The sequence below is a fragment of the Burkholderia plantarii genome, from assembly GCF_001411805.1.
GTDB lineage: Bacteria > Pseudomonadota > Gammaproteobacteria > Burkholderiales > Burkholderiaceae > Burkholderia > Burkholderia plantarii.
This window is the reverse complement of the sequence record NZ_CP007212.1, coordinates 1,968,440-1,991,042: the sequence shown is the minus strand read 5'-3', so window position 1 is coordinate 1,991,042 and position 22,603 is coordinate 1,968,440. Positions and strand designations below refer to the sequence as shown.

The window sequence follows — 22,603 nt, the reverse complement described above, 5'->3', positions numbered from 1 at the left end:
TCACCGGACGCGTTCCTCCCTTCTTCCCTATACGATCGAAGCGGCATTTCGGACGACAGAGCGATCGCATTCGTTACAATTTTTTGCGATTGGACCGGATTCGCGCGATGGCGCGTGAGGCATGCGCGACGAGCTGCGTCGGTGGCGTGTCGGGCCACTTCGCGGCGCGCACGACCCGGTGGGATGCGCGCGGATGGTGCGTCGGTGAAACGCGGTGGAAGCACGCGTGATGCATCGGCGAAGACACGCCGTGGCACGTCGGGCGTTCATGCGTCGAGCATGCTCGGCATCACGGGATGCGGGTCGGTGCAATGCAGTGCGGTGCGGGCAGCGCGCCATGCTCGTTAACGTGCATCCGGATGGTGGATCGAGACGCCGGGCGCGAACAATGATGGAAACGAACCGGACGAAGCGCCGCGATCACGTCGTCATGCATGCGCCGCAAGCGTTGGCCCGATATCGCGGATACCGCGATCCGCGGACGTCGCGCGTCGTGCCGACGACGCATGCAAGCGCGGCTCGCCCGCTGATCCGGTCCGGTGACGGGTACCGGTTTGTGTCGTGGATCTCGCGATGGACGATCGGGAACGCGGGGCGATCTCGATATTCAGACGAGCCGCTCGTCGCGATCCCGGCGACGCCCGGCTCGCACCCGTGCGGGCACCGAACGTGCGGCGCGCCTGCTTGATCACCGCGAGCGATCCGCCCCGATAAAGTGGCGTGCCCAGACGAACGAATCCGGCGCGAGGCCGGATTCGAAGGCGTGCCGCGTGCATGAAGCGCAAGCGAAGTCTAGGCGGAAAGCTCTTGTAGGGTCGGAATCGAAGGTTGCGCGCCGACGCGCGTCACCGACAGCGCGGCCGCGCGTTGCGCGAAGCGGATCGCTTCGTCGAGCGCGTCGCCGGCCGCGAGCCGTGCCGCGAAACCGCCGATGAAGGTATCGCCGGCCGCCGTCGTGTCGACCGCCGCCACTTTCGGCGCCGGATAATGACGCGTGCCGCCGTCGGCGTACCGCGCCACCACGCCCTGCCCGCCGAGCGTGACGATCACGTTGCGCGCACCGCCCTCCGCGAGCCGTCGGGCAGCCAGTTCGGCATCGGCCGGCGTCGCGATCGGGACGCCGGTCAGCGCGGCCGCCTCGATCTCGTTCGGGATCAGCCAGTCGACCAGCGGCAGCCAGCCGTCCGGCAGCGGCGCGAGCGCCGGCGCCGGATTCAGCACGACGATGCGCGCGTGGCGGCGCCCCGCCTCCAGCGCGGCCCGCACGGCCGGCATCGGCGTCTCCAGCTGGCAGACCAGCACGTCGGCGGCCGCGATCATCGCGTCGTGGGCGGCGACGTCCTCCGGCGTCACGAGGCCGTTGCCGCCTGCCACGATCACGATCGCGTTCTGGCTCGCGTCGTCCACCACGATCAGCGCCACGCCGGTCGGCACGCCGGCGCTGGTCGCGAGCGCCGCGCAGTCGATCCGCTCGGCCTCGAGCGCGGCGCGCAGCGCGGCGCCGTTCGCGTCGTCGCCGAGGCGCCCCAGCATCGCGACCTGCGCGCCGAGCCGCGCGGCGGCCACCGCCTGGTTGCCGCCCTTGCCGCCCGCGGCCTGCGCGTACCCGTGGCCGCTCAGCGTCTCGCCCGGTTTCGGCAGGCGCGGCGCGCGCACCACCAGGTCCATGTTCAGGCTACCGACCACGGCAACCCGCCCCCCCGGCGGCCGCGCGCCCTGCTCGCCGCCGCTCATGCGCGCTTGGCCGGCACGACGCCGGCCTCGCCGTTGTAGGCCGCGGTCGATTCCCGCAGCACCAGCCGCGGCGACACCACGCGGCGGCGCTTGGTCATGGCCGCCGAGCCCTCCGAGCCGGCCGCGATCCGCTCGATCAACGTCTGCGCGGCAATTTCGCCCAAGGCGCGCACCGACTGGCCGACCGTCGACAGCGCCGGGTAGGTGTAGCTCGACATCTCGATGTCGTCGAAACCGATGATCGAGCAATCCTCCGGCACGCCGAGCCCGCGTTCGGCCGCGGCACGCAGCGCGCCGATGCCCATCAGGTCGTTGCCGGCGAAGATCGCCGTGGGCTGCAGCGTGTCGAGCAGCTCGGCCGCGGCACGGCGGCCGCCCAGGCACGAGAAGTCGCTCTCGGCGATCGCGCCGGGCATGATGTCGAGGCCGCGCTCGGCCATCGCACGGATGAAACCGTGGACGCGCATCGCGCTGACCGCCGTATCGACCGGGCCGGTGATGCAGCCGATCCGCGAATGCCCGAGCTCGATCAGGTGGCGCGTGGCCAGATAGGCGCCGCGTTCATGGTCGATCTGCACCAGATCGGCCGACAGCCCCTCGATGTTGCGGTCCACCACCACCAGCGGCTCGCGCGAATCGGCGAGCGTCTGCGCCAGCACCGCGTCCTCGCCCGCCGAGGCGATGATCAGCCCGTCGATGCGTTTTTCCTGCAGCACGCGCAGATAGTTGCGCTGCTTGACGGGATCGTCGTCGGAATTGCAGAAGAACACGCAATACCCGCGTGCCGCGCACTGATCCTCGATGCCGCGCGCGAGCTCGGCGAAATACGGATTCGTGCTGTTCGGCACGACCAGGCCGATGGTGGCCGTCGAACGTGCTTTCAGGGATCGCGCGACGGCCGACGGGACGTAGTTGAGCTGGGCGATCGCCCGCTCCACCTTCGCCCGCACGTCGGCCGACACCGGCCGCGAATTGTTCACCACGTGTGAAACCGTCGTGAACGACACGCCTGCCATGGCAGCCACATCCTTGATCGTCGCCATCTTGAATCCCTCTGGTCTGTCTTTAAGTGCGCGATCGGCGGCTGCGATACGTGTCGAGTACAACGGCGACGACGATCACGGCCCCGGTAATGATGCGCTTGGTCGGTTCGTTCGCGCCGATCTGGGCAAGCCCCGCCGCCAGCACCGAGATGATCAAGACGCCAAAAAACGTGCTGATCACGGAGCCGCGCCCGCCCATCAGGCTCGTGCCGCCGATCACGACGGCCGCGATCACCTGCAGTTCGAGCCCGACGCCCGCATTCGGGTCGGCCGCTTCGAGCCGCGAGATCTGGAACAGCGCCGCAAGCCCCGCGAGCGCGCCCATCAACGCAAACACGATGATTTTATACGGACGAGGGTTCACCCCGGCAAGCCTTACGGCCTCTTCGTTGGTACCGATACCAACCAGATATCGGCCGAACACCGTCCGGGTAAGCACGAACTGGGCCACCAGCATCACCGCAACCGCGATCGCGAAGGCCGGCGAAATGCCCAGCGCGAAAGGATTCGACAGGAAATCGAAGGCATCGCCGATGTAGGCAGTACGCGAATTCGTCAATTGATAGGCCAGCCCGCGCGCGCCCTCCAGCACGCCGAGCGAGACGATGAACGACGGAATCCGCCAGCCCACCGTCACGGCCCCCGTCAGCATTCCGGTGACGGCCGCCGCGGCCATGCCGAGCAGCGCGGCCGGCAGCGGCGCCCAGTGCCACTTCAGCGCCGCCACGGAGACCACCGAGGCGGCCAGCGCCAGCACCGAGCCGACCGACAGGTCGATGCCGGCGATGATCAGCACGAAGGTCATGCCGACCGCCATCACCACCAGATCGGGAATCTGGTTCGCGATCGTGCTGAACGTGTCGTAGGTGAGGAAATGCGAGCTGAGCGCCGAGAACAGCGCGATCATCGCGAGCAGCGCGCCGGCCAGGCCCAGGTAGTTGGACAGCCCGAGCCGCGTGCCCGAGAGGCGCTTCGCGGAAGGCGCGGCCGCGTCGGGCGCGGCACCGCCGGCCGTGTCGTGGCCGGGGACGATCGGTTCATTCATGAAGGAATTCCTGGAGTCGAGTCACCTGCCGGCGCGGCAGGCAACGGAGCGGGCGTGGCGTCGCGGCGCGAGAAGCCGGCGAACGCGGCGGCCAGCAGCGCGTCCTGGGTCCAGTGCCCGCGCTCGAACACGGCCGTCATGCGGCCGGCCGACATCACGCCGATCCGGTCACAGATCAGCATCAGCTCGCGCAGGTCGCTCGACACCACGACGAGCGCGCGGCCCTCGCGAGCGAGGCCGCCCATCAACGCGTAGATGTCGAACTTGGCGCCGACGTCGATCCCGCGCGTGGGCTCGTCGAACAGCAGCACGCCCATGTCGTGGGCCAGCCAGCGGCCGATCACGACCTTCTGCTGGTTGCCGCCCGACAGTTCGCCGACCGGCTGCGCCGGCCCGCGCGTGCGGATCCGCATCGCCTCGATCTGGCGCTGGGCGAGCGCGTGCTCGCGCCGCGTGTCGACCACCCCGCCGCGCGAGATCCGGCCGAGCTGGCCGAGCGACACGTTGGTCGCGATCGGCAGAGACAGCAGCAGCCCCTCGCCCTTGCGGTCCTCTGTGATCAGCGCGATGCCGTGCTTCACCGCGTCGGCCGGCGAGCCGATCCGCACCGGGCGCGGCGGCGTGCCGATCGAGACCGTGCCGGCCTCGGCGCGGTCGGCGCCGTAGATGAGCCGCAGCAGTTCGGTGCGCCCGGCGCCGATCAGCCCCGAGATGCCGAAGATCTCGCCGGCGCGCACCTCGAACGACACGTCGCGCACCGCGGTGCCGCGCGCGAGGCCCGCCACCGCGAGCCGCGGCGCGCCGATCCGGCGCTCGCCGAACTCGATGTGCTCGCCCACCTCGCGGCCGGCCATCAGCGCCACCAGCCGCTCGCCCGACACCTCGCCCATCGGCCCGGCATGCACCAGCCGGCCGTCGCGAAGCACCGCCACGCGCTCGGCCACGCGCGCGAGTTCCTCGAGCCGGTGCGAGATGTAGACGAGCGCGACGCCGGCGGCCTTGAGCCGGTCGATCTGCGCGAACAGCAACTCGACCTCGCGCGCGGTCAGCATCGCCGTCGGCTCGTCGAGGATCAGCACGCGGCAGTCGCCGATCAGGTTGCGCGCGATCTCGACCATCTGCTGGTGGCCGATGCCGAGCGCGCCGACCGGGGTGTCCGGGTCGATCGCGTCGAGCCCGACGCGCGCCATCGCCTCGCGCGCGTCGGCGCGCAGCCGGCGCCGGTCGATCACGCCGAAGCGGCGCGGCAGGCGGTTCAGGAACAGGTTCTCGGCCACCGTCAGGGTGGCGAGCAGGTTCAGCTCCTGCATCACCATCCGCACGCCGAGCGCCTCGGCCTCGCCGCGGCTGGCCGGCGCATAGGCGCCGCCCGCCAGCCGCATCGCGCCGGCCGTCGGCGTGACGAGGCCGCCCACGATCTTCGACAGCGTGCTCTTGCCCGCGCCGTTCTCGCCCGTCAGCGCGAGCGCCTCGCCCGCGTGCAGCGCGAGCGAGACGTCGGCCAGCACCGGCTCGGCGTAGGTCTTGCCGATCCCCGAGACGTCGAGTACCGGTTCGCCGGCGGTTGCGATCGTCGCCATGCGGGCCTTACTGCTTGACGATCAGGTCGACCGGCGTCTCGACCACGCCCGACAGGTCCGACTGCTTCTTGTGCGCGGCGATCGCCTTCAGCGCCGTGTCGATGCCGAACACGGCCTGCTTGGCCGCGTACTGGTCGGCGGTGGCGAGGATCCGGCCGTCCTGCAGCATCGGCTTGACCGCGTTGATGTTGTCGTAGCCGACCACGTAGACCTTGCCTGCCTTGCCGGCCGCGCGCACCGCCGACACGGCGCCGATCGCCATGCTGTCGTTGCCGCACAGCAGCGCCTTCAGGTTCGGATATTCGTTGAGCATCGCCGAGGCCACCGCGTTGCCCTTGTCGATCTCCCACTCGCCCGACTGCACCGACACCACCTTCACGCCCGCCGCCTTCATCGCGTCCTGGTAGCCGGCCGTGCGCTGCTGCGCGTTGGTGGTGGTCGACACGCCCTCGAGGATGCCCACCTCGTCACCGGCCTTCAGGCGCCTGGCGAGGTAGTCGCCGATCTTGCGCGCGCCCTTGCGGTTGTCGGGGCCGACGAACGGCACGTTGAGGTTCTTCGACTTCAGCACGTCCGGATCGAGCCGGTTGTCGATGTTGATGACGATGATGCCGGCATCCACCGCCTTCTTCACCACCGGCACCAGCGCCTTCGAATCGGCCGGCGCCAGCACGATCGCGTCGGCCTTGGCGACGATCATCTGCTCGACGATGCGGATCTGGTTGGCGGTGTCGGTCTCGTCCTTGATGCCGTTGGTGACCAGATCGAACAGCGCCGGGTTGTGCTGCTGGTAGTCCTTCGCGCCGTTCTCCATGGTCAGGAAGAATTCATTGGCGAGCGACTTCATCACGAGCGCGACCTTCGGCTTGTGCGCGGCCTGCGCCTGCGCCTGCGCGCCGGGCGGTGCGATGGCCACGGCGGCGCCGACGAGCGCGGCGGCGAGAACACGGCGGCGAATGCGGAAATCCATACGACTCTCCTCACTGATCTGGCCCGGCTGCCCGGGTGTCGTTTTCATGTTGAGCAAACGTTTGCTCGATAGCATCCGGCACGGTGCGAAAAAAGGTGCGACCACAACCATGAACGCGCCGGATCGGCGTCGACGGCGACCGTCCCCTCTCGCGCATCCCGGTCTGCCCATCCGGGCCGGGCGTATCGGCAAGCGCCCATGCTGGACTGATCGCGCGCGATGCGCAACGGGGTTTTGCCCTGATTGAGCGTGGGTCGGGAGTTTGCAGTGCGCGACACGGGTACGCACCGTCGCGGTTGACCGCGGGCGCCGGCGGGTGCCGGCCCCGGGCGGGATGGCGCGCCGGCGCCGCCTCGCGGCGGGCGCGGCGCCTCGCGCTCAGAGCGCGGTTTCCTTCAGCTGCGCGACCACCTCGGCTTCGGTCAGGTGCGGCGCGAACATCTCGAGCAGCCGGTAGGCATAGGAGCGCAGGAACGCGCCCTTGCGCAGGCCCACCCGCGTCGTGCTGGCCTCGAACAGGTGCTGGGTGTCGAGCGCGACGAGCCCGGCGTCGCGCTGCGCGTCGTAGGCCATCGCCGCCACCACGCCGATCCCCATGCCGAGCTCGACGTAGGTCTTGATCACGTCCGCGTCGATCGCGGTCAGCACCACGTCGGGCACCGCGCCGGCCTTCGCGAACGCCTGGTCGATGTGCGAGCGGCCCGTGAAGTCCTGGTCGTAGGTGATGATCGGATGCTCGGCGATTTCCTCGAGCGTCAGGTTCGCGCGGCCCACCAGCGGGTGATCCTTCGGCACCACCACCGTGTGATGCCACGAATAGCACGGGAACGTGACGATGTCCGGGTAGCGGTCGAGCGCCTCGGTCGAGATGCCGACATCGGCCTCGCCGCTCAGGATCATCTGCGCGATCTGCTGCGGGCTGCCCTGGCGCAGCGCCAGGTGGACCTTCGGGAACACCTCGGTGAACTGCCGGATCACCTTCGGCAGCGCGTAGCGCGCCTGCGTGTGGGTGGTCGCCACCACCAGGTGGCCGCTGTCCTGGTCGGCGTACTGGCGCGCCACGCGGCGCAGGTTTTCGGCGTCGAGCAGCATCCGCTCGATCAGCTGATGCACGGCCTTGCCCGGTTCGGTCAGGCCGGTCAGCCGCTTGCCGCGGCGGATGAAGATGTCGACGCCGAGTTCGTCCTCCAGATCCTTGATCTGCTTCGAGACGCCCGACTGCGACGTGTAGAGCACGTTCGCGACCTCGGTCAGGTTCATGTTCTGGCGTACCGCTTCCCGAACGAAGCGCAATTGCTGGAAATTCATGGGTCAGCCTCTCAGGGGCGTTGTCATTATCGATTGTCGATGAAAAGCGGGCCTCAGCGGGCCGGAAACACGCGTGCGTGGCGCGGCACCGCCGTGGCGCCGTCGCCGACGCCGAGCGCGAGCGTGCGCCAGGTGTCGCGATCGAGTTCGGCTTCCAGCAGCGTGCCGCCGGCACGCGGCGCGAGCTCGATGCGCACCGCGCCGCCCAGCGGCACCACGCGCCGCACGTCCACCGCGATGCCGTCGCCGCGCGCCTCGCCGGCCGCGACGATCTGCAGGTCGTGCGGGCGCACGTAGGCATGCGCGCGGCCGGCGAAGTCGGCGGCCACCGTGATCGGGCCGGCCGCGCCGTCGGCCACGAAGCCGTCGCCATGCACCACGCCGTCGAGCCTGTTGGCCGCGCCGAGGAATTCGTAGACGAACGCGCTCTGCGGATGGTCGTACACGTCCTGCGGGCTGCCCACCTGCTCCACGTGGCCGTGATTGAGCACGACGATGCGGTCGGCCACTTCCAGCGCTTCTTCCTGATCGTGCGTGACGAAGATAGTCGAGATGTGCAGGTCGTCGTGCAGGCGGCGCAGCCAGCTGCGCAACTCCTTGCGGACCTTCGCGTCGAGCGCGCCGAACGGCTCGTCGAGCAGCAGCACCTTCGGTTCGACCGCGAGCGCGCGGGCCAGCGCGATGCGCTGGCGCTGGCCGCCCGAGAGTTCGGACGGATAGCGCGGCGCGAGCCAGTCGAGCTGCACCAGCTTGAGCAGCTCGTGGACCTTCTCGCGGATCACCGCCTCGGACGGACGCTCGGCGCGCGGCTTCACGCGCAGTCCGAACGCGACGTTCTCGAACACGGTCATATGGCGAAACAGCGCGTAATGCTGGAACACGAAGCCGACCTGGCGCTCGCGCGCGCCGACGTCGGCCACGTCCTGGCCTTGCAGCACGACCTGGCCCGCGTCCGCGTGCTCGAGGCCCGCGATCACGCGCAGCAGCGTGGTCTTGCCGCAGCCGGAAGGCCCGAGCAGCGCCACCAGCTCGCCGGGCGGGAAATCGAGCGAGACGTCGTCGAGCGCCGTGAAGTCGCCGAATTGCTTGTGCAGGTTACGAACGGTGATACCCATCTGGTGTGCCTCTTCGATCAGGAGTGCGCCGTGGCGCCAGCGCGCGCATCGGCGAGTTCGGCCGACATGCGGCGTTCGGCGAGCAGCTTCAGCGCCAGCGTGACGAGCGCGAGCAGGGCCAGCACCGAGGCCACCGCGAACGCGGCCGAGAAGTTGTATTCGTTGTAGAGGATCTCGACGTGCAGCGGCATGGTGTCGGTCTGGCCGCGAATGTGGCCCGACACCACCGATACCGCGCCGAACTCGCCCATCGCGCGCGCGTTGCAGAGGATCACGCCGTACAGCAGGCCCCAGCGCACGTTGGGCAGCGTCACGCGGCGGAAGATCTGCCAGCCGGAGGCGCCGAGCACGCGCGCGGCCTCCTCTTCATCGTTGCCCTGCGCCTGCATCAGCGGGATCAGCTCGCGCGCGACGAACGGAAACGTGACGAAGATCGTCGCCAGCACGATGCCGGGCACGGCGAAGATGATCTGGATGTCGTGCGCCTCGAGCCACGGTCCGAGCCAGCCCTGCGCGCCGAACATCAGCACGTAGACGAGCCCCGAGATCACCGGCGACACCGAGAACGGCAGGTCGATCAGCGTGGTCAGCAGCGCCTTGCCGCGAAACTCGAACTTGGCGATCGCCCACGACGCGCAGATCCCGAACACGAGGTTCAGCGGCACCGCGATCGCGGCCACCGTCACGGTCAGCTCGATCGCGGCCCAGGCATCGGGGTCGCCGAGCGATTCGAAGTAGAAGCCGATGCCCTTGGCGAGCGCCTGCGCGAACACGGCGGCGAGCGGCACCACCAGGAAGCCGGCCAGGAACAGCAGCGCGAGGCCGGTCAGCACCCAGCGCACCAGGCGCGATTCGGTGACGGGATCGCGCCGGCGCGAGGCCTTCGCGCGCGGCGCGGCGCCGGCGGGCAGCGTGGAACTGGTCGCGTCGCGGCTCATTGCGCACCTCCGGCGGCAGCCGCCACGGCGCCGGTCGCGGCCGGCGCCGGACCGCTCGCGCCGCGACTGGTGCGGCGCTGCAGCCACCATTGCAGCGTGTTGATCAGGAGCAGCATCAGGAACGACACCACCAGCATCACCACCGCGATCGCGGTGGCGCCCGCGTAGTCGTACTGCTCGAGCTTCGTGATGATCAGGAGCGAGGTGATCTCGGACTTCATCGGCACGTTGCCGGCGATGAAGATCACCGAGCCGTACTCACCGAGCGCGCGCGCGAACGCGAGCGCGAAGCCCGTCAGCAGCGCCGGGAACACGGCCGGCAGCACCACGCGGCGGAACGTCAGCCAGCGCGAGGCGCCGAGGCAGGCCGCGGCCTCCTCCTGCTCTCGCTCGAACTCCTCGAGCACGGGCTGCACCGTGCGCACCACGAACGGCAGGCCGATGAAGGTCAGCGCCACCAGCACGCCGAGCGGCGTGAACGCGATCTTGATGCCGAGCGGCGCGAGATACTGGCCGACCCAGCCGTTCGACGCATAAACGGCCGCGAGCGAAATGCCCGCGACCGAGGTCGGCAGCGCGAACGGCAGGTCGACGATCGCGTCGACGATGCGCTTGAACGGAAACCGGTAGCGCACCAGCACCCAGGCGACCAGGAAGCCGAACACGGCGTTGATCAGCGCGCCGCCGAGCGCCGAGAGGAACGTGAGCCGGTACGAGGCGATCACGCGCGCGGAGGTCGTCGCGGCGACGAACTGATCCCACGTCAGCGTCGCGGTCTTCAAAAACGTGGAGGCGAGCGGTATCAGCACCACGAGGCTCAGATAGGCCACCGTGATCCCGAGCGTCACGCCGAAGCCGGGCAGCGCGCTCGGCTTGCGGAAGGTGTACGTCGTCATGCGAAATGCGCTTCCTTGGTTGACATGGGAGGCGCGGCCGTCGGAGGGTACCGGCCGGCCGCGCGTGGGTTCGTGTTCGTCGTTGTAGCGGGCCGCGCGTGCGCTCGCTCGCGCCGCGCGGCCTCGGGTTGCTGCTCTGCCTCGGGTGTTGCGCGCCGCGCTTATTGCGGCTTGTAGATCGAGTCGAACACGCCGCCGTCGGCGAAGTGCGTCTTCTGCGCGTTGGCCCAGCCGCCGAAGGTGTCGTCGACGGTATAGAGCTTCAGCTTCGGGAACTGCTTCGTCAGCTCGGCCGGCACATCCTTCGAGCGCGGACGGTAGAAGTTGCGCGCCGCGATCTCCTGGCCTTCCTTGCTGTAGAGGAAGTTCAGGTAGGCCTCGGCCAGCTTGCGGTCGCCCTTCTTGTCGACCACCTTGTCGACCACCGCGACCGGCGGCTCGGCGAGGATGCTGGCCGACGGCACGACGATCTCGAACTTGTCCGGACCGAACTCCTTCAGCGACAGGAACGCCTCGTTCTCCCAGGCGATCAGCACGTCGCCGATGCCGCGCTGCACGAAGCTGGTGGTTGCGCCGCGCGCGCCCGAATCGAGCACGCCGGCGTTCTTGTAGACCTTCGCCACGAAGTCCTTCGCGCTCTGCTCGCTGCCACCCGGCTTGTGCAGCGCGTAGGCCCAGGCCGCGAGGTAGTTCCAGCGCGCGCCGCCCGAGGTCTTCGGGTTCGGCGTGACGATCGACACGCCCGGCTTGATCAGGTCGTCCCAGTCCTTGATGCCCTTCGGGTTGCCCTTGCGCACCAGGAACACGATCGTCGAGGTGTACGGCGACGCGTTGTCGGGCAGGCGCTTCTGCCAGTCCTTGGCGACGATGCCCTTGTTGGCGAGCGCGTCGATGTCGTAGGCGAGCGCGAGCGTCACGACGTCGGCCTGCAGGCCGTCGAGCACCGAGCGCGCCTGCGCGCCCGAGCCGCCGTGCGACTGCTTGAAGGTGACGGTCTCGCCCGTCTTGGCCTTCCATTCCTTGCCGAACGCCTGGTTGACGTCCTGATACAGCTCGCGGGTCGGATCATACGAGACGTTCAGCAACGTCGTGTCCGCGAGTGCGTGCGTGGCGCCGCCGAGCGCCGCCGCGCCTACCGCCAGTGTTGCGATCAGACGGCGAACGCCGCCAGCCAGCCCCGTGTTGCGCTTGACCATCCCGTGATCTCCAGAGGTTCGTGGATCGTTTTTTGCAATGTCGGGCCAAGTCTAGCGAACAGCTTTCATCATTAAAAATAATCGTTCCGAATTTTTTTATACGAAAAAGTGGTAAGGACCAGCCGGCGGACGGTTGCGACATCGGAACCGGCGTTTGGACGTCGCTCGATCGCGGCGGAATCGCCGCGATAGCGCCGAACTTCAAGTAACACTTGAATTTCCCGAACTACTGTATAAAAATACAGATCACTGTCTATCCATACAGTCCGACCATGACCAAACTCACCGCACGCCAGCAGCAAGTGTTCGACCTCGTTCGCCGCGCGATCGAGCGCTCCGGCTTCCCGCCGACCCGCGCCGAGATCGCCGCCGAGCTCGGCTTCAGTTCGCCGAACGCCGCCGAGGAGCACCTGCGCGCACTCGCCCGCAAGGGTGTGATCGAGCTGGCCGCCGGCGCCTCGCGCGGCATCCGGTTGCTCGGCCTCGAGGACGCGCCGCACCAGCTCACGCTGCCGCACGCGGCGCTGATGCAGCTGTCGCTGCCGCTCGTCGGGCGCGTCGCGGCTGGTAGCCCGATCCTCGCGCAGGAACACATCTCGCAGCACTACGCGTGCGATCCGGCGCTCTTCACGAGCAAGCCCGATTACCTGCTGAAGGTGCGCGGGCTGTCGATGCGCGACGCCGGCATTCTCGACGGCGACCTGCTCGCCGTGCAAAAGCGCAGCGAGGCCAAGGACGGCCAGATCATCGTCGCGCGGCTTGGCGACGACGTCACGGTCAAGCGCCTGAAGCGCCACTCCAGCGGCATCGAGCTGATCGCCGAGAACCCCGACTACGAAAACATCTTCGTGAAGGCCGGCAGCGCGGAATTCGCGCTCGAGGGCATCGCCGTCGGCCTGATCCGTTCCGGGGAGCTGTAGCGCCTGGGCCAGGGCCGGTTGCGGTTCGCCGTCCGGCCGTTTTTTGCCCGCTTGCTATCTGCTGCCTGCACCCGGTTTGCATCCGCCTAGTACGTTCGTCCCTCCATCCGATCTGGAGAACACATGGAACGCCTCGCCCGCCTGTTGCCCTTCCGTCAATTCGGTCGCCTGCGCCATCTGCGGGGCCGCACGCCCTGCGCGCCGCTCGTTGCTGATTCCGCCGAATCCGCCGGGTTTGCCGAGTCCGGCACGCTGCCGCTGGCCGCCGAGCCGGCCGCGTTGCCCTCGGCGCTGCCGGCCTTCGCGCGCGTCTCGCTGAACGCCGGGCTCCATCACGCCGAGCCGGCACGCCGTGCGCCGGTGCGCGTCTACCACGGGCAGTCGCGCGTGATCATGGTGGGGACGATCGACGCGGTGTGTCGCATGATCGATCGTTGTATTGCCGAGGAACGCTCGGCGGTCTGATGGTCTGATACGCTCTCCAGGTTCCGAGACCGTCTTTCGAGACAGGAGGCCTGGTGTCCGTTTCTTCGTCGTCTGATTCGCCGTCTGATATGTCGTCCGTTCCGCCCCCGCGCCGCAAGCAGCTCGGGTGGATGCCTGCCCTGGTGGTTGCCGTCGCGGGGCTTGCGGCGATCCTGTACGCGGCCGCGTCGCCCTATCTCGCGTTGCGCGAGTTGAAGCAGGCAATCGACGCGCGCGACGCGCAGGCGATCAGCCGCTATGTCGATTACCCGGCCTTGCGCATCAGCCTGAAGCAGCAGTTGACCGACGAGCTGATGCGTCGCATCGATCTGCAGCGGCACGACAATCCGCTCGCGATGCTCGGCGCGATGGTCGGCTCTGCCTTGATCGGCCCGCTCGTCGATGCCTATGCGACGCCCGAGGGCGTGGCCGCGCTGCTGAGCGGCCTGCCGCCGAACGGCGATCCGCGCCAGCATCCGCCGGCGCTCGATCAACCCGCGGCGCCGGCCCCCGCTCCGGCATCCGGCGCCGGTGTCGCGCCGCCCGCCGGCGCCAGCGCGCCTCCGCCTTCCGGCACCGGTACGCCGCCGCCCGCGGCGCCGCAATCGAGCGCCGCCTACCACGGCATCAACGAGTTCATCGCCGTTTATCAGCGAGATGCCGGCGGCACGCGCTACGCGGCCATTTTCCGACGCAGCGGCCTGTTCGGCTGGAAGCTCAGCGCGATCGATCTCCAGCACTGACGCGCTCCGCGCCACCGCATGCCGAAGGCAGTCGGCGGCGCGATCGGAAGCGGCTGACAACGGGCACGGAATTCGCGGGCACGCCCGTTCACCCATCGCTTCAACCTCATCGATCCCGCCGATCAACCCATCGGTCCGCCGGTCCGTCGATGCTCAGGTGTGGGCCGCCGCCGCGAGCGCGGCTTCCTTTTCCTTCGCCAGTTCCTCGCGCTGCTCGTCGGACGACGCGCAGGCCACCAGGATGCTGCACGAAATGCGGTCGAGCAGCTGCGTGTTGCCGGCGCCCATCCACCAGCGCGCGAGCCCGCTGCGGCAGCGATGGCCGACAACGACCAGGTCCACACCAAGCTCCTTGGCGAGATTCGCGATCTCGTCGATCGGATAGCCGAACGCGAAATGGCCCTGCGCCTGCACGCCGCGCGCGGTCAGCCAGTCGACGCCTTCCTGCAAGATCGCGCGCGCCGTCTCCTCGAAGCGGCCGCAGGCGACGTCGGTCAGCAGCCCGGCGCTCTGCGCGATGCTCGAACGCATGTCGACCACCGACAGCAGATGCGTCTCGGCCTTCAGTTCGAGCGCGAGATCGGCACCGCAACGCAGTGCCTTGCGGCCCTCGAGCGTGCCGTCGTAGCAAAGCAGGATTTTCTGATAACTGGCCATGATCGCCTCCATTGCGACATCGGTCGTCAATTCATCATCGTGCGCCGCAATTCAGGATGCAAGGGTTGGAAAACGCGAAGACCATTGTCGGGCGAGGCTGCCGCGCCGCGGTGCAGGCTTGCACGATGGCGCGGCAAGTTCGGGCCGATATCGGGCCTGATGCACTAGAATGGCCGCTTCGTGATGTCCTTCCGCCCCTTTCGCCCTTCGCGCACCCATGTCCGTCGCTCCGATCGAATTCCTCGATGTCAAAAAAAGCTTCGGCGAGCGGCTTGTCGTCGATCATCTGTCGTTCCGCGTGCAGCGCGGCGAATGCTTCGGGCTGCTCGGCCCGAACGGTGCCGGCAAGACCACCACGCTGCGGATGCTGCTCGGCATCACGCAGCCCGACGCCGGCACGATCCGGCTTTGCGGCGAGCCGGTGCCCGAGCGGGCGCGTCATGCGCGACAGCGCGTCGGCGTGGTGCCGCAGTTCGACAATCTCGATCCCGACTTCACGGTGCGCGAAAACCTGCTCGTGTTCGGGCGCTACTTCGGATTGTCGGCTGGCCAGGCGCGTGAGCTCGTACCGTCGCTGCTCGAATTCGCGAAACTCGAGAGCAAGGCCGATGCGCGGGTGGGCGAGCTGTCGGGCGGCATGAAGCGCCGCCTCACGCTGGCGCGCGCGCTCGTCAACGATCCCGACGTGCTGGTGCTCGACGAGCCGACCACGGGGCTCGACCCGCAGGCCCGGCACTTGATGTGGGAACGGCTGCGCTCGCTGCTCGCGCGCGGCAAGACGATCCTGCTGACCACGCATTTCATGGAGGAAGCCGAACGGCTCTGCGACCGGCTCTGCATCGTCGAATCGGGCCGCAAGATCGCCGAGGGCGCGCCGCCTGCGCTGATCGAGGCCGAGATCGGCTGTGACGTGGTGGAAATCTACGGCACCGATCCGGTCGCGCTGCGCGACGAGCTCGCGCCACGCGTCGCCCGCGCCGAAATCAGCGGCGAGACGCTGTTCTGTTACGTGGATGATCCGGAGCCGCTCGCCCGGACGCTGAAGGGCCGGCCCGGCCTGCGCTACCTGCACCGGCCGGCGAATCTCGAAGACGTGTTCCTGCGGCTGACCGGCCGCGACATGCAGGACTGACCGCCATGGATACCGGCCACTCGTCACCCGCCGCCGCGCCGCGGCCGCGCGACGCCCGCTTCACGATCGCGCTGCCCGCCAACGCGACCAACTGGATCGCCGTCTGGCGCCGCAACTATCTGGTCTGGCGCAAGCTCGCGTTCGCGTCGATGATCGGCAATCTCGCCGATCCGATGATCTACCTGTTCGGGCTGGGCCTCGGGCTCGGGCTGATGGTCGGCCACGTGGACGGCGTGTCGTACATCGCGTTCCTCGCGGCCGGCACGGTCGGCTCGAGCGTGATGATGTCGGCCAGCTTCGAGGCGATGTATTCGGCGTTCTCGCGCATGCACGCGCAGCGCACCTGGGAGGCGATCATGCATACGCCGCTCGCGCTCGGCGACATCGTGCTCGGCGAGATCGCCTGGGCCGCCAGCAAGGCGATGTTGTCGGGCACCGCGATCATGCTGGTCGCGGGCGTGCTCGGCTATGCATCGTTTCCGTCGCTGCTGGCCGCCGTGCCCGCCATCGCGCTCGCCGGGCTGGCGTTCGCGAGCGTCACAATGATCGTGACGGCGGTGGCGCCGTCCTACGACTTCTTCATGTTCTACCAGACGCTCGCGCTCACGCCGATGCTGCTGCTCTCGGGCGTGTTCTTCCCGATCGCGCAGCTGCCCGCGGTCGCGCGCTACGCCGCCAACGCGCTACCGCTGGCGAACGCCGTCGACCTGATCCGGCCCGCGATGCTGGGCCGGCCAGCCAGCGACGTCGCGCTGCATGCCGGCGTGCTGGCCGCCTACGCGGTGGTCGGCTTCCTCGTCTCGGCCTGGCTGTTCCGCCGCCGCATGATGCGCTGAGCGTGAGCCGTGCCCGCCGCCGTGCGATGGGGCCGGGCGCGGAGCACGCACGGTTCTGTTGCGTGCGTCTCACGCACGGTTCCATCGAGCACACCTCGCATGCGGCTGCGTGCAACGCATCCCGCATGCGGTCCACCCGAATCCGCTCCACTCGTGGTTCGACGGCATGCATCCCGCGGCGGCTTCATACCGGCCGGCGCCCGAGAAAGTGGGCGCATCGGCGAGTACCGTGACGTTTGCTTACGCGTCGTCGTCGCCCCAGGGCATCTCGACATCGGTCAGGAACGCCACCGTCGCGATCGGCCCGCCTTCCTGGCGGCCGAGCTTGCCGTCGGCGCGATGCCACTCGACACGGAACATCGTGCCGGGATCATCGGCCAGCAGGTACACCGAGCGCAGTTCCTCCTCGTCCGCTTCCTCGACCGGGCCGTCGAACGACACGCGCATGCGCTGCGGCCAGAGGCCGTTGACGGGATCGTAGATCCGGTCGCCCTGCGGGATGTCGATGCTGGCCTCGACGCCGATCGTCGACGACGCCTCGACGATCATCTTGCCGAGTGCGTTCAGCACCGCGGTCGCGCGTGCGGAATTGGCCTGGCGGATCGCGAGATCGCCTCGCGTCAGCGCCTGTTCGAGTTTCGGATGGATCTTGTGTTGCTTCATGCGTAATCCTGATTGCTTCGGGAGAAGCCGCCGCGAGATCGCGACGGCGGTCGATTCGTCATGCCTCGAAGCCGGCCGCTGCGCGGCGCCCGGTCGAGGCGCCTAGCCACTCAGAAGCCGAGCGCCACCGCGGCGAAGCCGCCCACGATGCCGAGGCCGACCACCAGCACCGCGACGAGCGCGAGCGTGCGGGCCGGAAACGAGCGCGACAGCATCGCCATCGACGGCACGCTGACGGGCGGCAGCGTGAGCAGCAGCGCCGCCGCCGGGCCGACGCCCACGCCGAGCGCGAGCATCGCCTGGACGATCGGCACCTCGCCCGCGGTCGGAATCACGAACAGCATGCCGGCCACCGCGAACGCGACGATCCACAGCACCGTGTTGCCGACGTCGGCGCCGACGTGCGGAAACAGCCACGCGCGCGCCGCGCCGAGCAGCAGCACCAGCACGATGTATTCGGGAATCAGGCGCAGCGTCATGCGCGCGAGGATCTCGAGCCAGCGCCGGAACGCGTTGCCGCCCGCCGCCTGGCCCGCCGCGAGACGTGCGAGCGTCGCGTCGTCGAGCGGCTGCGCTTGCGGCGCCGCGAGCCGGTTCAGCAGATAGCCGATGCCGAACACCATCACCACGCCGAACGCGATGCGCAGGCCCGCCCACTGCCAGCCGAGCACGAAGCCCATGAACACCAGCGTGGCCGGATTGAGCACCGTGTTGCCGAGCCAGAACGCCACCGCGCCACCCGGCGAGGCCTGCCGCGCCCGCAGGCCGGCCACCACCGGCGCCGCGCAGCAGGTACACATCATGCCGGGCAGCGACAGCAACCCGCCCGCCACGACGCTGCCGAAACCGGTGCGCCCCAGCAGCCGCGCGATCGCCTGCGCGGGCAGCAGCGCCTGGATCGCCGAGCCGAGCAGCAGGCCCAGCACCATCGCCTGCCAGATCGCCTTGCCGTAGGCCCAGGCGTAGTCGAGCGCCGCATGCCAGGACGGCGCGGGCGCGCTGCTCGCGCCGCCCATCAGGATCGACTGGCCGATCGAATGATGCTCGGCCGCGACGAATGCGCGGTGGTAGTACGGGAACCACTTCACGTAGAAGAGGCCGACGATCGCGATCAGCGCGAAGGTCGCCCAGCCGAGGGCCGGAGAGGTTGTCGAGGTGCGGGTCGTGTTCATGTCCTTGGCTGCGTGCGGTCCCATGGGCGTGGTCGGCGAGCTTGATCGCCCGCGCTTTCGTTGGTCCGCGCTGCGGTAGCCCGAAGCGCGGCGCCGCCGGCCGAAGCGCGTCATTGCCGAGACGCGCTGGCGGGCAAAGGCGGATTATCGCATGCGGCAGGCGCGAGGCGGCGTATGGTGATCCGCCCGCGGCGCGGCGCGCTTGTCGGCACGCGAAGCGTCGCCGGGTGCGTGCCGTTCAGCGTGCGGCGAACGTATCGCAGTCGCGCACGTCGCCGCGCTGCATGCCGCGCCGCAGCCAGGCGACGCGCTGCTCGCTGGTGCCGTGCGTGAACGCGTCGGGGACCACGTAGCCCTGGCTGCGGCGCTGCAGGGTGTCGTCGCCGATCGCCGCCGCGGTCTTCAGGCCCTGCTCGAATTCGCCCGGCTCGATCAGCCGCTGATTCGCCTGCCGCGCGTTGTGGGCCCACACACCCGCGAAACAGTCGGCCTGCAGTTCGAGCCGCACCGACAGACGGTTCGCCTGCGTCGGCGAGCTCCGCTCGCGTGCGGCATCGACCCGGTCCGAGATGCCGAGCAGCTTCTGCACGTGATGGCCCACCTCGTGGGCGATCACATAGGCCTGCGCAAAATCGCCGCCCGCGCCGAATTTCTGGCGCAGTTCGTCGTAGAAACCGAGATCGATATAGACCTTGCGATCGGCCGGACAGTAGAACGGCCCCATCGCCGTCTGGCCCGTGCCGCAGGCGGTGGGCGTGGTGTGCTCGAACATCACGAGCGTGGGCGGCGCATATTGGCGCTGCAGTTGGGTCGGGAAGATGTCGCTCCAGGTGCGCTCGATATTGCCGAGCACCTTGCGCGTGAACACGGCGCGCGCATCGGCGGGATTGGCGCGCGATGACGGGTTCGCCGACGGCGCGGGCGCCTGCCCGGCCTGCTGGCCCTGCAGCGCCGCGGCGCCCTGCAGCACCACGCGCGGATCGATGCCCAGAAAATACGAGGCAGCCAGCGCCACCACGAGCGTGCCGATACCGATCGTCGCGCCGCGTCCGCCGCCCAAACCGCCCCGGCGATCCTCGACATTCTGGCTTTCGGCTTCGTCGTCGAGGCGCATGGCAATACTCCGTTCGGCAGGATCGCGGGCGATGCGCCGCGGGACGAGCGAAGTATAGCGAATGCCTTGCCGGCCTACGGCAGGCTTTCATCATCGTGACGAAAGCCCCGCACGCCGCGGCAACGCTTCGTCGCGGCGCCCGGCCGCTTACTCGGGCCGCTGAATGAAGCAGGTGGCCGAAGCCTGGGCGACGATCTTGTCGTCGGGCGTCTTGAGCGTGCCTTCGGCAACGCCGAGCGTGCGCGACAGATGGGTCACGCGCCCCTCGGCGATCAGGTCGACGTCGCGCGGCACCGGGCGCAGCATCGTCACATGCAGGTCGACGGTGCTGTAGCCGACGCCGCGATCGAGCATCGAATGCACCGCGCAACCCGTCACCGAGTCGAGCACCGTGGCCGCGAAACCGCCATGCACGCCGCCCAGCGGATTCAGATGCCGCTCGTCCGCGCGTGCCGCCATCCTCACGTAGCCGAGTTCGACCGCGTCGAGCCGCATCGGCATCGTCTTCGTGATCGACGGGGCGGGGACGTCGCCCGCCGCCGCCGCGCGCAACAGGTCGATACCGGAAAAATCGAGCGGTTTCATCAGCACACTCCTTCTCATCGGGCCAGACCGGCACCTTGGTAAGTTCCAAAACAGAACGCATTATTCTTCGCCGAATTGGACACTGTCAACGCAGCAATTGCCGGTTCGAGAGAGCGTTCTATAATCGGACCCACTTGTGCCAACCGCGTGAGGGCTGCCGATGAAATGGGACGACGTAGGCGAGTTTCCGTGCTCGATCGCGCGCACGCTGGCCGTGCTCGGCGACCGCTGGACCATGCTGATCCTGCGCAACGCGTTCTTCGGCACGCGCCGCTTCGATGCGTTCCAGGCGCAGCTCGGCATCACGCGCCATGTGCTCGCCGACCGGCTGGCGCGGCTCGTGGACGAAGGCATCTTCGTGAAGCAGCGATATCAGGAGCGGCCGCCCCGCGACGAATATCGGCTGTCGGAAAAGGGCCGCGATCTGTATCCGGTGCTGCTGGCGCTGACCGCCTGGGGCGATCGCTGGAAGGACGACGGTGCCGGGCCGCCCATGCTGATGCGCCATAAGCCATGCGGCAAGCTGCTGCGGCCTGTGATGATCTGCCCCGAGTGCGGCGAGACGCCCGATCCGCGCGACGTCGAACTGCTGCCCGGCCCCGGGATACAGACGCAGGCCACTGGCGACACGCATTGAGAGGCGCTTGCCGGCAGCGCCCTCGCCTCGCGCCGACGGCTCCGGATGCGCCGATCACCGGCCGTGCCGCCACTCATCGTCTGCGGAAATAAAAAAGCCCGCCTCGGTTTCGACGAGGCGGGCTCAAACTCAAGGCAGCCGAGGCAAGTCAGCTGTCGATCAAAGAATAGCGGCCTTGGCGCACGAGACTTTGGTTTACTTCCACACAACTTGCTCTAGATCAATATTTCTAGATCTGGAGACAACATTTTTCGGAATGAAAGCCGTATACGGCCATTGTTTAGTTTTGGAAAAGAAACAATGCGGCTGCGTGGCTTGCGAAGCGTGGAAAACAACGCAGGTAGCGAGATCCAGTGGCGTGCGGCTATCGAGCCTTTGTTATTTTGAGATAGCAAAATGACAAACAAAAACGGCGCCAACCTTTCGATTGGCGCCGTCTACAACTAGACCCGCTTCTGAATTCTTCGATGTGTCTGAGCTAACCGGCCGCCCTATCCCGTAGGATGGCAGGCCTGCGATCAAACACCGTTTCCGTTACACAGCGGCCCGGGCATTGAATGTGGGAACAACTGGGCACCTTGGGACCGACAGGCGTTTTGGAAAACGCTGCGATTGTACGGCGGCTGGCACGGTTTTCGCAAGCAGATCTGTTTGCATAAGCGGGATCGGCTACTTCCATGGTGCATCTGTCATGGCGTCGATCGCCCGCCGTCTTCGCAACCGGGGGTTGCCGCACGGATTGCACATACGTAGGCCTGCAGCGCCTTCAGTTTGTCGATTTCGCGCTGGTCGTCGCCGGCAACGGCGAAAACGCGCTGCGCAGTCGCTGGGTCGAGGTCCGCGACGGCGGCGGCACCATCGTCCATGCTGGCGGCGCAGGCAGTTCCGGGCACATCGTCGGCACTGGCTGCAACATGGTCGCGGACCGCGACGCGCAGCCGGTCAGTGCCGTCAGCAAGAGCCAGGCGGTAGCGACGATTGTCGATCTCATGGTTCGTTCGCTCCTTCGTGAATTGCGCATCGGCGACGGCCACCCGCGAGGCGGCCGCCTGGTGCGCCGCGTTCGCGCGCTGCTCGGCGTCGAGCGCGGCTTGGGAGACCGCGAGCAGTTCGGCTTCATGGCGCTGCGCGTCGGCCGCGCGCCCCGCCGCCTCCGCAGCGAGCCCACGCGCATCGAACACATGCATGCCATACGCGCCGACCGAGGCTGCCAGCGCGGCAGCCAGCACGCCGGCCACACCGCGCGCCATCATGGCTGCGCCTTGCGCGTCGCGAGCGGCCGCTTGAAGAACATCGCGCCGAGGATGGCGAGACAGAAGCCACCGGTGATCACCGGCTCGCCGGGCCAGACGTCGTTGTAGCCGAGCCAGATCAGTCCGGCGAGATTCCACAACGTGCCGAACTGGATCACGCCGAGCACGGCGCGCCAGGCGGGCGACTGAGGCAGCATCAACAGCCATCCGACCGTCGAACACAACGCCAGGTGCATCAACACGTACACCACGATCAAAGGGCTCATTTCCTTTCCTCCGTTCCCGCCACACGATCGACAATCTCCTCGGCCACGCCGTCGCCACGCGTCTGGATCACGCGGATCGCGATTTCCGCGACGATCGGGCCGGCGATACCGATCACAAGCGCCACGCCGCGCTGCAGCGCGATGCTGTTGCCGCGCAGCCAATACTCGACGACGGCGGGCGCAACGAATAGCGCCATCAGCGCGCCGATGACGATATGTGCAAGCATCAATCGCCGGTTCGCGGGCGGTGCCACGACGGCCCGCACCAGCGAGCCGGCGGCACCGGCCGCAAACACCGACAGCGGGCCAGTCAGATAACGGACATAGTCCACCGC

24 protein-coding genes are annotated in these 22,603 nt (G+C 68.4%); 6 read left to right on the top strand and 18 right to left on the bottom strand.

Going from position 1 to position 22,603, the window contains the following annotated elements:
- Nucleotides 1–792 precede the first annotated feature (792 nt).
- The 10 genes from rbsK to bpln_RS08535 all read right to left on the bottom strand — a co-directional run bounded on the left by rbsK (nt 793) and on the right by bpln_RS08535 (nt 11,825).
- Nucleotides 793–1,734 (bottom strand): ribokinase, encoded by a 942-nt coding sequence (gene rbsK / locus bpln_RS08580; protein ID WP_055138574.1) that lies wholly within the window; start codon nt 1,732–1,734, stop codon nt 793–795.
- Nucleotides 1,731–2,777 (bottom strand): LacI family DNA-binding transcriptional regulator, encoded by a 1,047-nt coding sequence (locus bpln_RS08575; protein ID WP_042624855.1) that lies wholly within the window; start codon nt 2,775–2,777, stop codon nt 1,731–1,733. Before bpln_RS08575 ends, rbsK begins: the two co-directional genes overlap by 4 nt.
- A 22-nt stretch (nt 2,778–2,799) precedes the next feature.
- The gene (locus bpln_RS08570; protein ID WP_055138573.1) at nt 2,800–3,822 is read right to left on the bottom strand and encodes an ABC transporter permease; all 1,023 of its coding nucleotides are present in this window, start codon (nt 3,820–3,822) and stop codon (nt 2,800–2,802) included.
- A complete protein-coding gene (locus bpln_RS08565) occupies nt 3,819–5,402 on the bottom strand; it encodes a sugar ABC transporter ATP-binding protein (protein WP_042624853.1) in 1,584 nt (527 codons plus the stop codon). The genes bpln_RS08570 and bpln_RS08565 overlap by 4 nt, the downstream gene beginning before the upstream one ends.
- A gap of 7 nt (nt 5,403–5,409) precedes the next feature.
- Complete coding sequence (locus tag bpln_RS08560) at nt 5,410–6,372, bottom strand: sugar ABC transporter substrate-binding protein (protein WP_042624852.1); 963 nt, start codon at nt 6,370–6,372, stop codon at nt 5,410–5,412.
- A gap of 378 nt (nt 6,373–6,750) precedes the next feature.
- Entirely contained in the window at nt 6,751–7,680 is a 930-nt protein-coding gene (locus tag bpln_RS08555; RefSeq protein ID WP_042624851.1) for a CysB family HTH-type transcriptional regulator, read from the bottom strand.
- Nucleotides 7,681–7,733: 53 nt separating this feature from the next.
- The gene (locus bpln_RS08550) at nt 7,734–8,795 is read right to left on the bottom strand and encodes a sulfate/molybdate ABC transporter ATP-binding protein (RefSeq protein WP_042624850.1); all 1,062 of its coding nucleotides are present in this window, start codon (nt 8,793–8,795) and stop codon (nt 7,734–7,736) included.
- Between the two features lie 17 nt (nt 8,796–8,812).
- A complete protein-coding gene (gene cysW, locus bpln_RS08545) occupies nt 8,813–9,733 on the bottom strand; it encodes a sulfate ABC transporter permease subunit CysW (RefSeq protein WP_055138572.1) in 921 nt (306 codons plus the stop codon).
- Nucleotides 9,730–10,629 carry a sulfate ABC transporter permease subunit CysT gene (cysT, locus tag bpln_RS08540; protein ID WP_042624848.1) on the bottom strand — a complete coding sequence of 300 codons (900 nt, stop codon included), beginning with the start codon at nt 10,627–10,629 and terminating at the stop codon, nt 9,730–9,732. Before cysT ends, cysW begins: the two co-directional genes overlap by 4 nt.
- A gap of 161 nt (nt 10,630–10,790) precedes the next feature.
- Complete coding sequence (locus tag bpln_RS08535; RefSeq protein ID WP_055138571.1) at nt 10,791–11,825, bottom strand: sulfate ABC transporter substrate-binding protein; 1,035 nt, start codon at nt 11,823–11,825, stop codon at nt 10,791–10,793.
- A 272-nt stretch (nt 11,826–12,097) separates the two neighbouring features.
- On the opposite strand from bpln_RS08535, the gene lexA reads away from it, so the two are divergent.
- The 3 genes from lexA to bpln_RS08520 all read left to right on the top strand — a co-directional run bounded on the left by lexA (nt 12,098) and on the right by bpln_RS08520 (nt 13,953).
- Complete coding sequence (lexA, locus tag bpln_RS08530; RefSeq protein ID WP_042624846.1) at nt 12,098–12,745, top strand: transcriptional repressor LexA; 648 nt, start codon at nt 12,098–12,100, stop codon at nt 12,743–12,745.
- A gap of 123 nt (nt 12,746–12,868) precedes the next feature.
- A complete protein-coding gene (locus bpln_RS08525) occupies nt 12,869–13,210 on the top strand; it encodes a hypothetical protein (RefSeq protein ID WP_042624845.1) in 342 nt (113 codons plus the stop codon).
- A gap of 89 nt (nt 13,211–13,299) precedes the next feature.
- Nucleotides 13,300–13,953: a DUF2939 domain-containing protein gene (locus bpln_RS08520; RefSeq protein ID WP_055138570.1), complete on the top strand. Its 654-nt coding sequence runs from the start codon at nt 13,300–13,302 to the stop codon at nt 13,951–13,953.
- Between the two features lie 153 nt (nt 13,954–14,106).
- Here bpln_RS08520 and bpln_RS08515 read toward each other — a convergent pair whose 3' ends face one another.
- Entirely contained in the window at nt 14,107–14,610 is a 504-nt protein-coding gene (locus tag bpln_RS08515) for a universal stress protein (protein ID WP_042626572.1), read from the bottom strand.
- Nucleotides 14,611–14,827: 217 nt separating this feature from the next.
- On the opposite strand from bpln_RS08515, the gene nodI reads away from it, so the two are divergent.
- Both nodI and bpln_RS08505 read left to right on the top strand, forming a co-directional pair.
- On the top strand, nt 14,828–15,742 hold the full coding sequence (nodI, locus tag bpln_RS08510; RefSeq protein WP_042624843.1) for a nodulation factor ABC transporter ATP-binding protein NodI: 915 nt from the start codon (nt 14,828–14,830) through the stop codon (nt 15,740–15,742).
- Nucleotides 15,743–15,747: 5 nt separating this feature from the next.
- Complete coding sequence (locus bpln_RS08505) at nt 15,748–16,578, top strand: ABC transporter permease (RefSeq protein WP_042624842.1); 831 nt, start codon at nt 15,748–15,750, stop codon at nt 16,576–16,578.
- Nucleotides 16,579–16,818: 240 nt separating this feature from the next.
- Here bpln_RS08505 and bpln_RS08500 read toward each other — a convergent pair whose 3' ends face one another.
- From bpln_RS08500 to bpln_RS08485, 4 genes are all read right to left on the bottom strand, one after another.
- Complete coding sequence (locus bpln_RS08500) at nt 16,819–17,241, bottom strand: hypothetical protein (protein WP_042624841.1); 423 nt, start codon at nt 17,239–17,241, stop codon at nt 16,819–16,821.
- 110 nt (nt 17,242–17,351) lie between these two features.
- Nucleotides 17,352–18,413: a permease gene (locus tag bpln_RS08495; protein ID WP_042626571.1), complete on the bottom strand. Its 1,062-nt coding sequence runs from the start codon at nt 18,411–18,413 to the stop codon at nt 17,352–17,354.
- Nucleotides 18,414–18,651: 238 nt separating this feature from the next.
- The gene (gene ypfJ, locus bpln_RS08490) at nt 18,652–19,527 is read right to left on the bottom strand and encodes a KPN_02809 family neutral zinc metallopeptidase (RefSeq protein ID WP_042624840.1); all 876 of its coding nucleotides are present in this window, start codon (nt 19,525–19,527) and stop codon (nt 18,652–18,654) included.
- A 147-nt stretch (nt 19,528–19,674) separates the two neighbouring features.
- On the bottom strand, nt 19,675–20,112 hold the full coding sequence (locus tag bpln_RS08485) for a PaaI family thioesterase (RefSeq protein ID WP_042626570.1): 438 nt from the start codon (nt 20,110–20,112) through the stop codon (nt 19,675–19,677).
- A gap of 160 nt (nt 20,113–20,272) precedes the next feature.
- On the opposite strand from bpln_RS08485, the gene bpln_RS08480 reads away from it, so the two are divergent.
- Nucleotides 20,273–20,749: a winged helix-turn-helix transcriptional regulator gene (locus bpln_RS08480; protein WP_042624839.1), complete on the top strand. Its 477-nt coding sequence runs from the start codon at nt 20,273–20,275 to the stop codon at nt 20,747–20,749.
- Nucleotides 20,750–21,438: 689 nt separating this feature from the next.
- Here the strand turns inward: bpln_RS08480 and bpln_RS08475 are convergent.
- The 3 genes from bpln_RS08475 to bpln_RS08465 are packed head-to-tail and all read right to left on the bottom strand — an operon-like array spanning nt 21,439 to nt 22,600.
- Complete coding sequence (locus bpln_RS08475) at nt 21,439–21,999, bottom strand: lysis system i-spanin subunit Rz (RefSeq protein WP_055138569.1); 561 nt, start codon at nt 21,997–21,999, stop codon at nt 21,439–21,441.
- Nucleotides 21,999–22,268 (bottom strand): hypothetical protein, encoded by a 270-nt coding sequence (locus tag bpln_RS08470; RefSeq protein ID WP_141755134.1) that lies wholly within the window; start codon nt 22,266–22,268, stop codon nt 21,999–22,001. The genes bpln_RS08475 and bpln_RS08470 overlap by 1 nt, the downstream gene beginning before the upstream one ends.
- Nucleotides 22,265–22,600: a hypothetical protein gene (locus bpln_RS08465; RefSeq protein WP_055138567.1), complete on the bottom strand. Its 336-nt coding sequence runs from the start codon at nt 22,598–22,600 to the stop codon at nt 22,265–22,267. Before bpln_RS08465 ends, bpln_RS08470 begins: the two co-directional genes overlap by 4 nt.
- Nucleotides 22,601–22,603 lie beyond the last annotated feature (3 nt).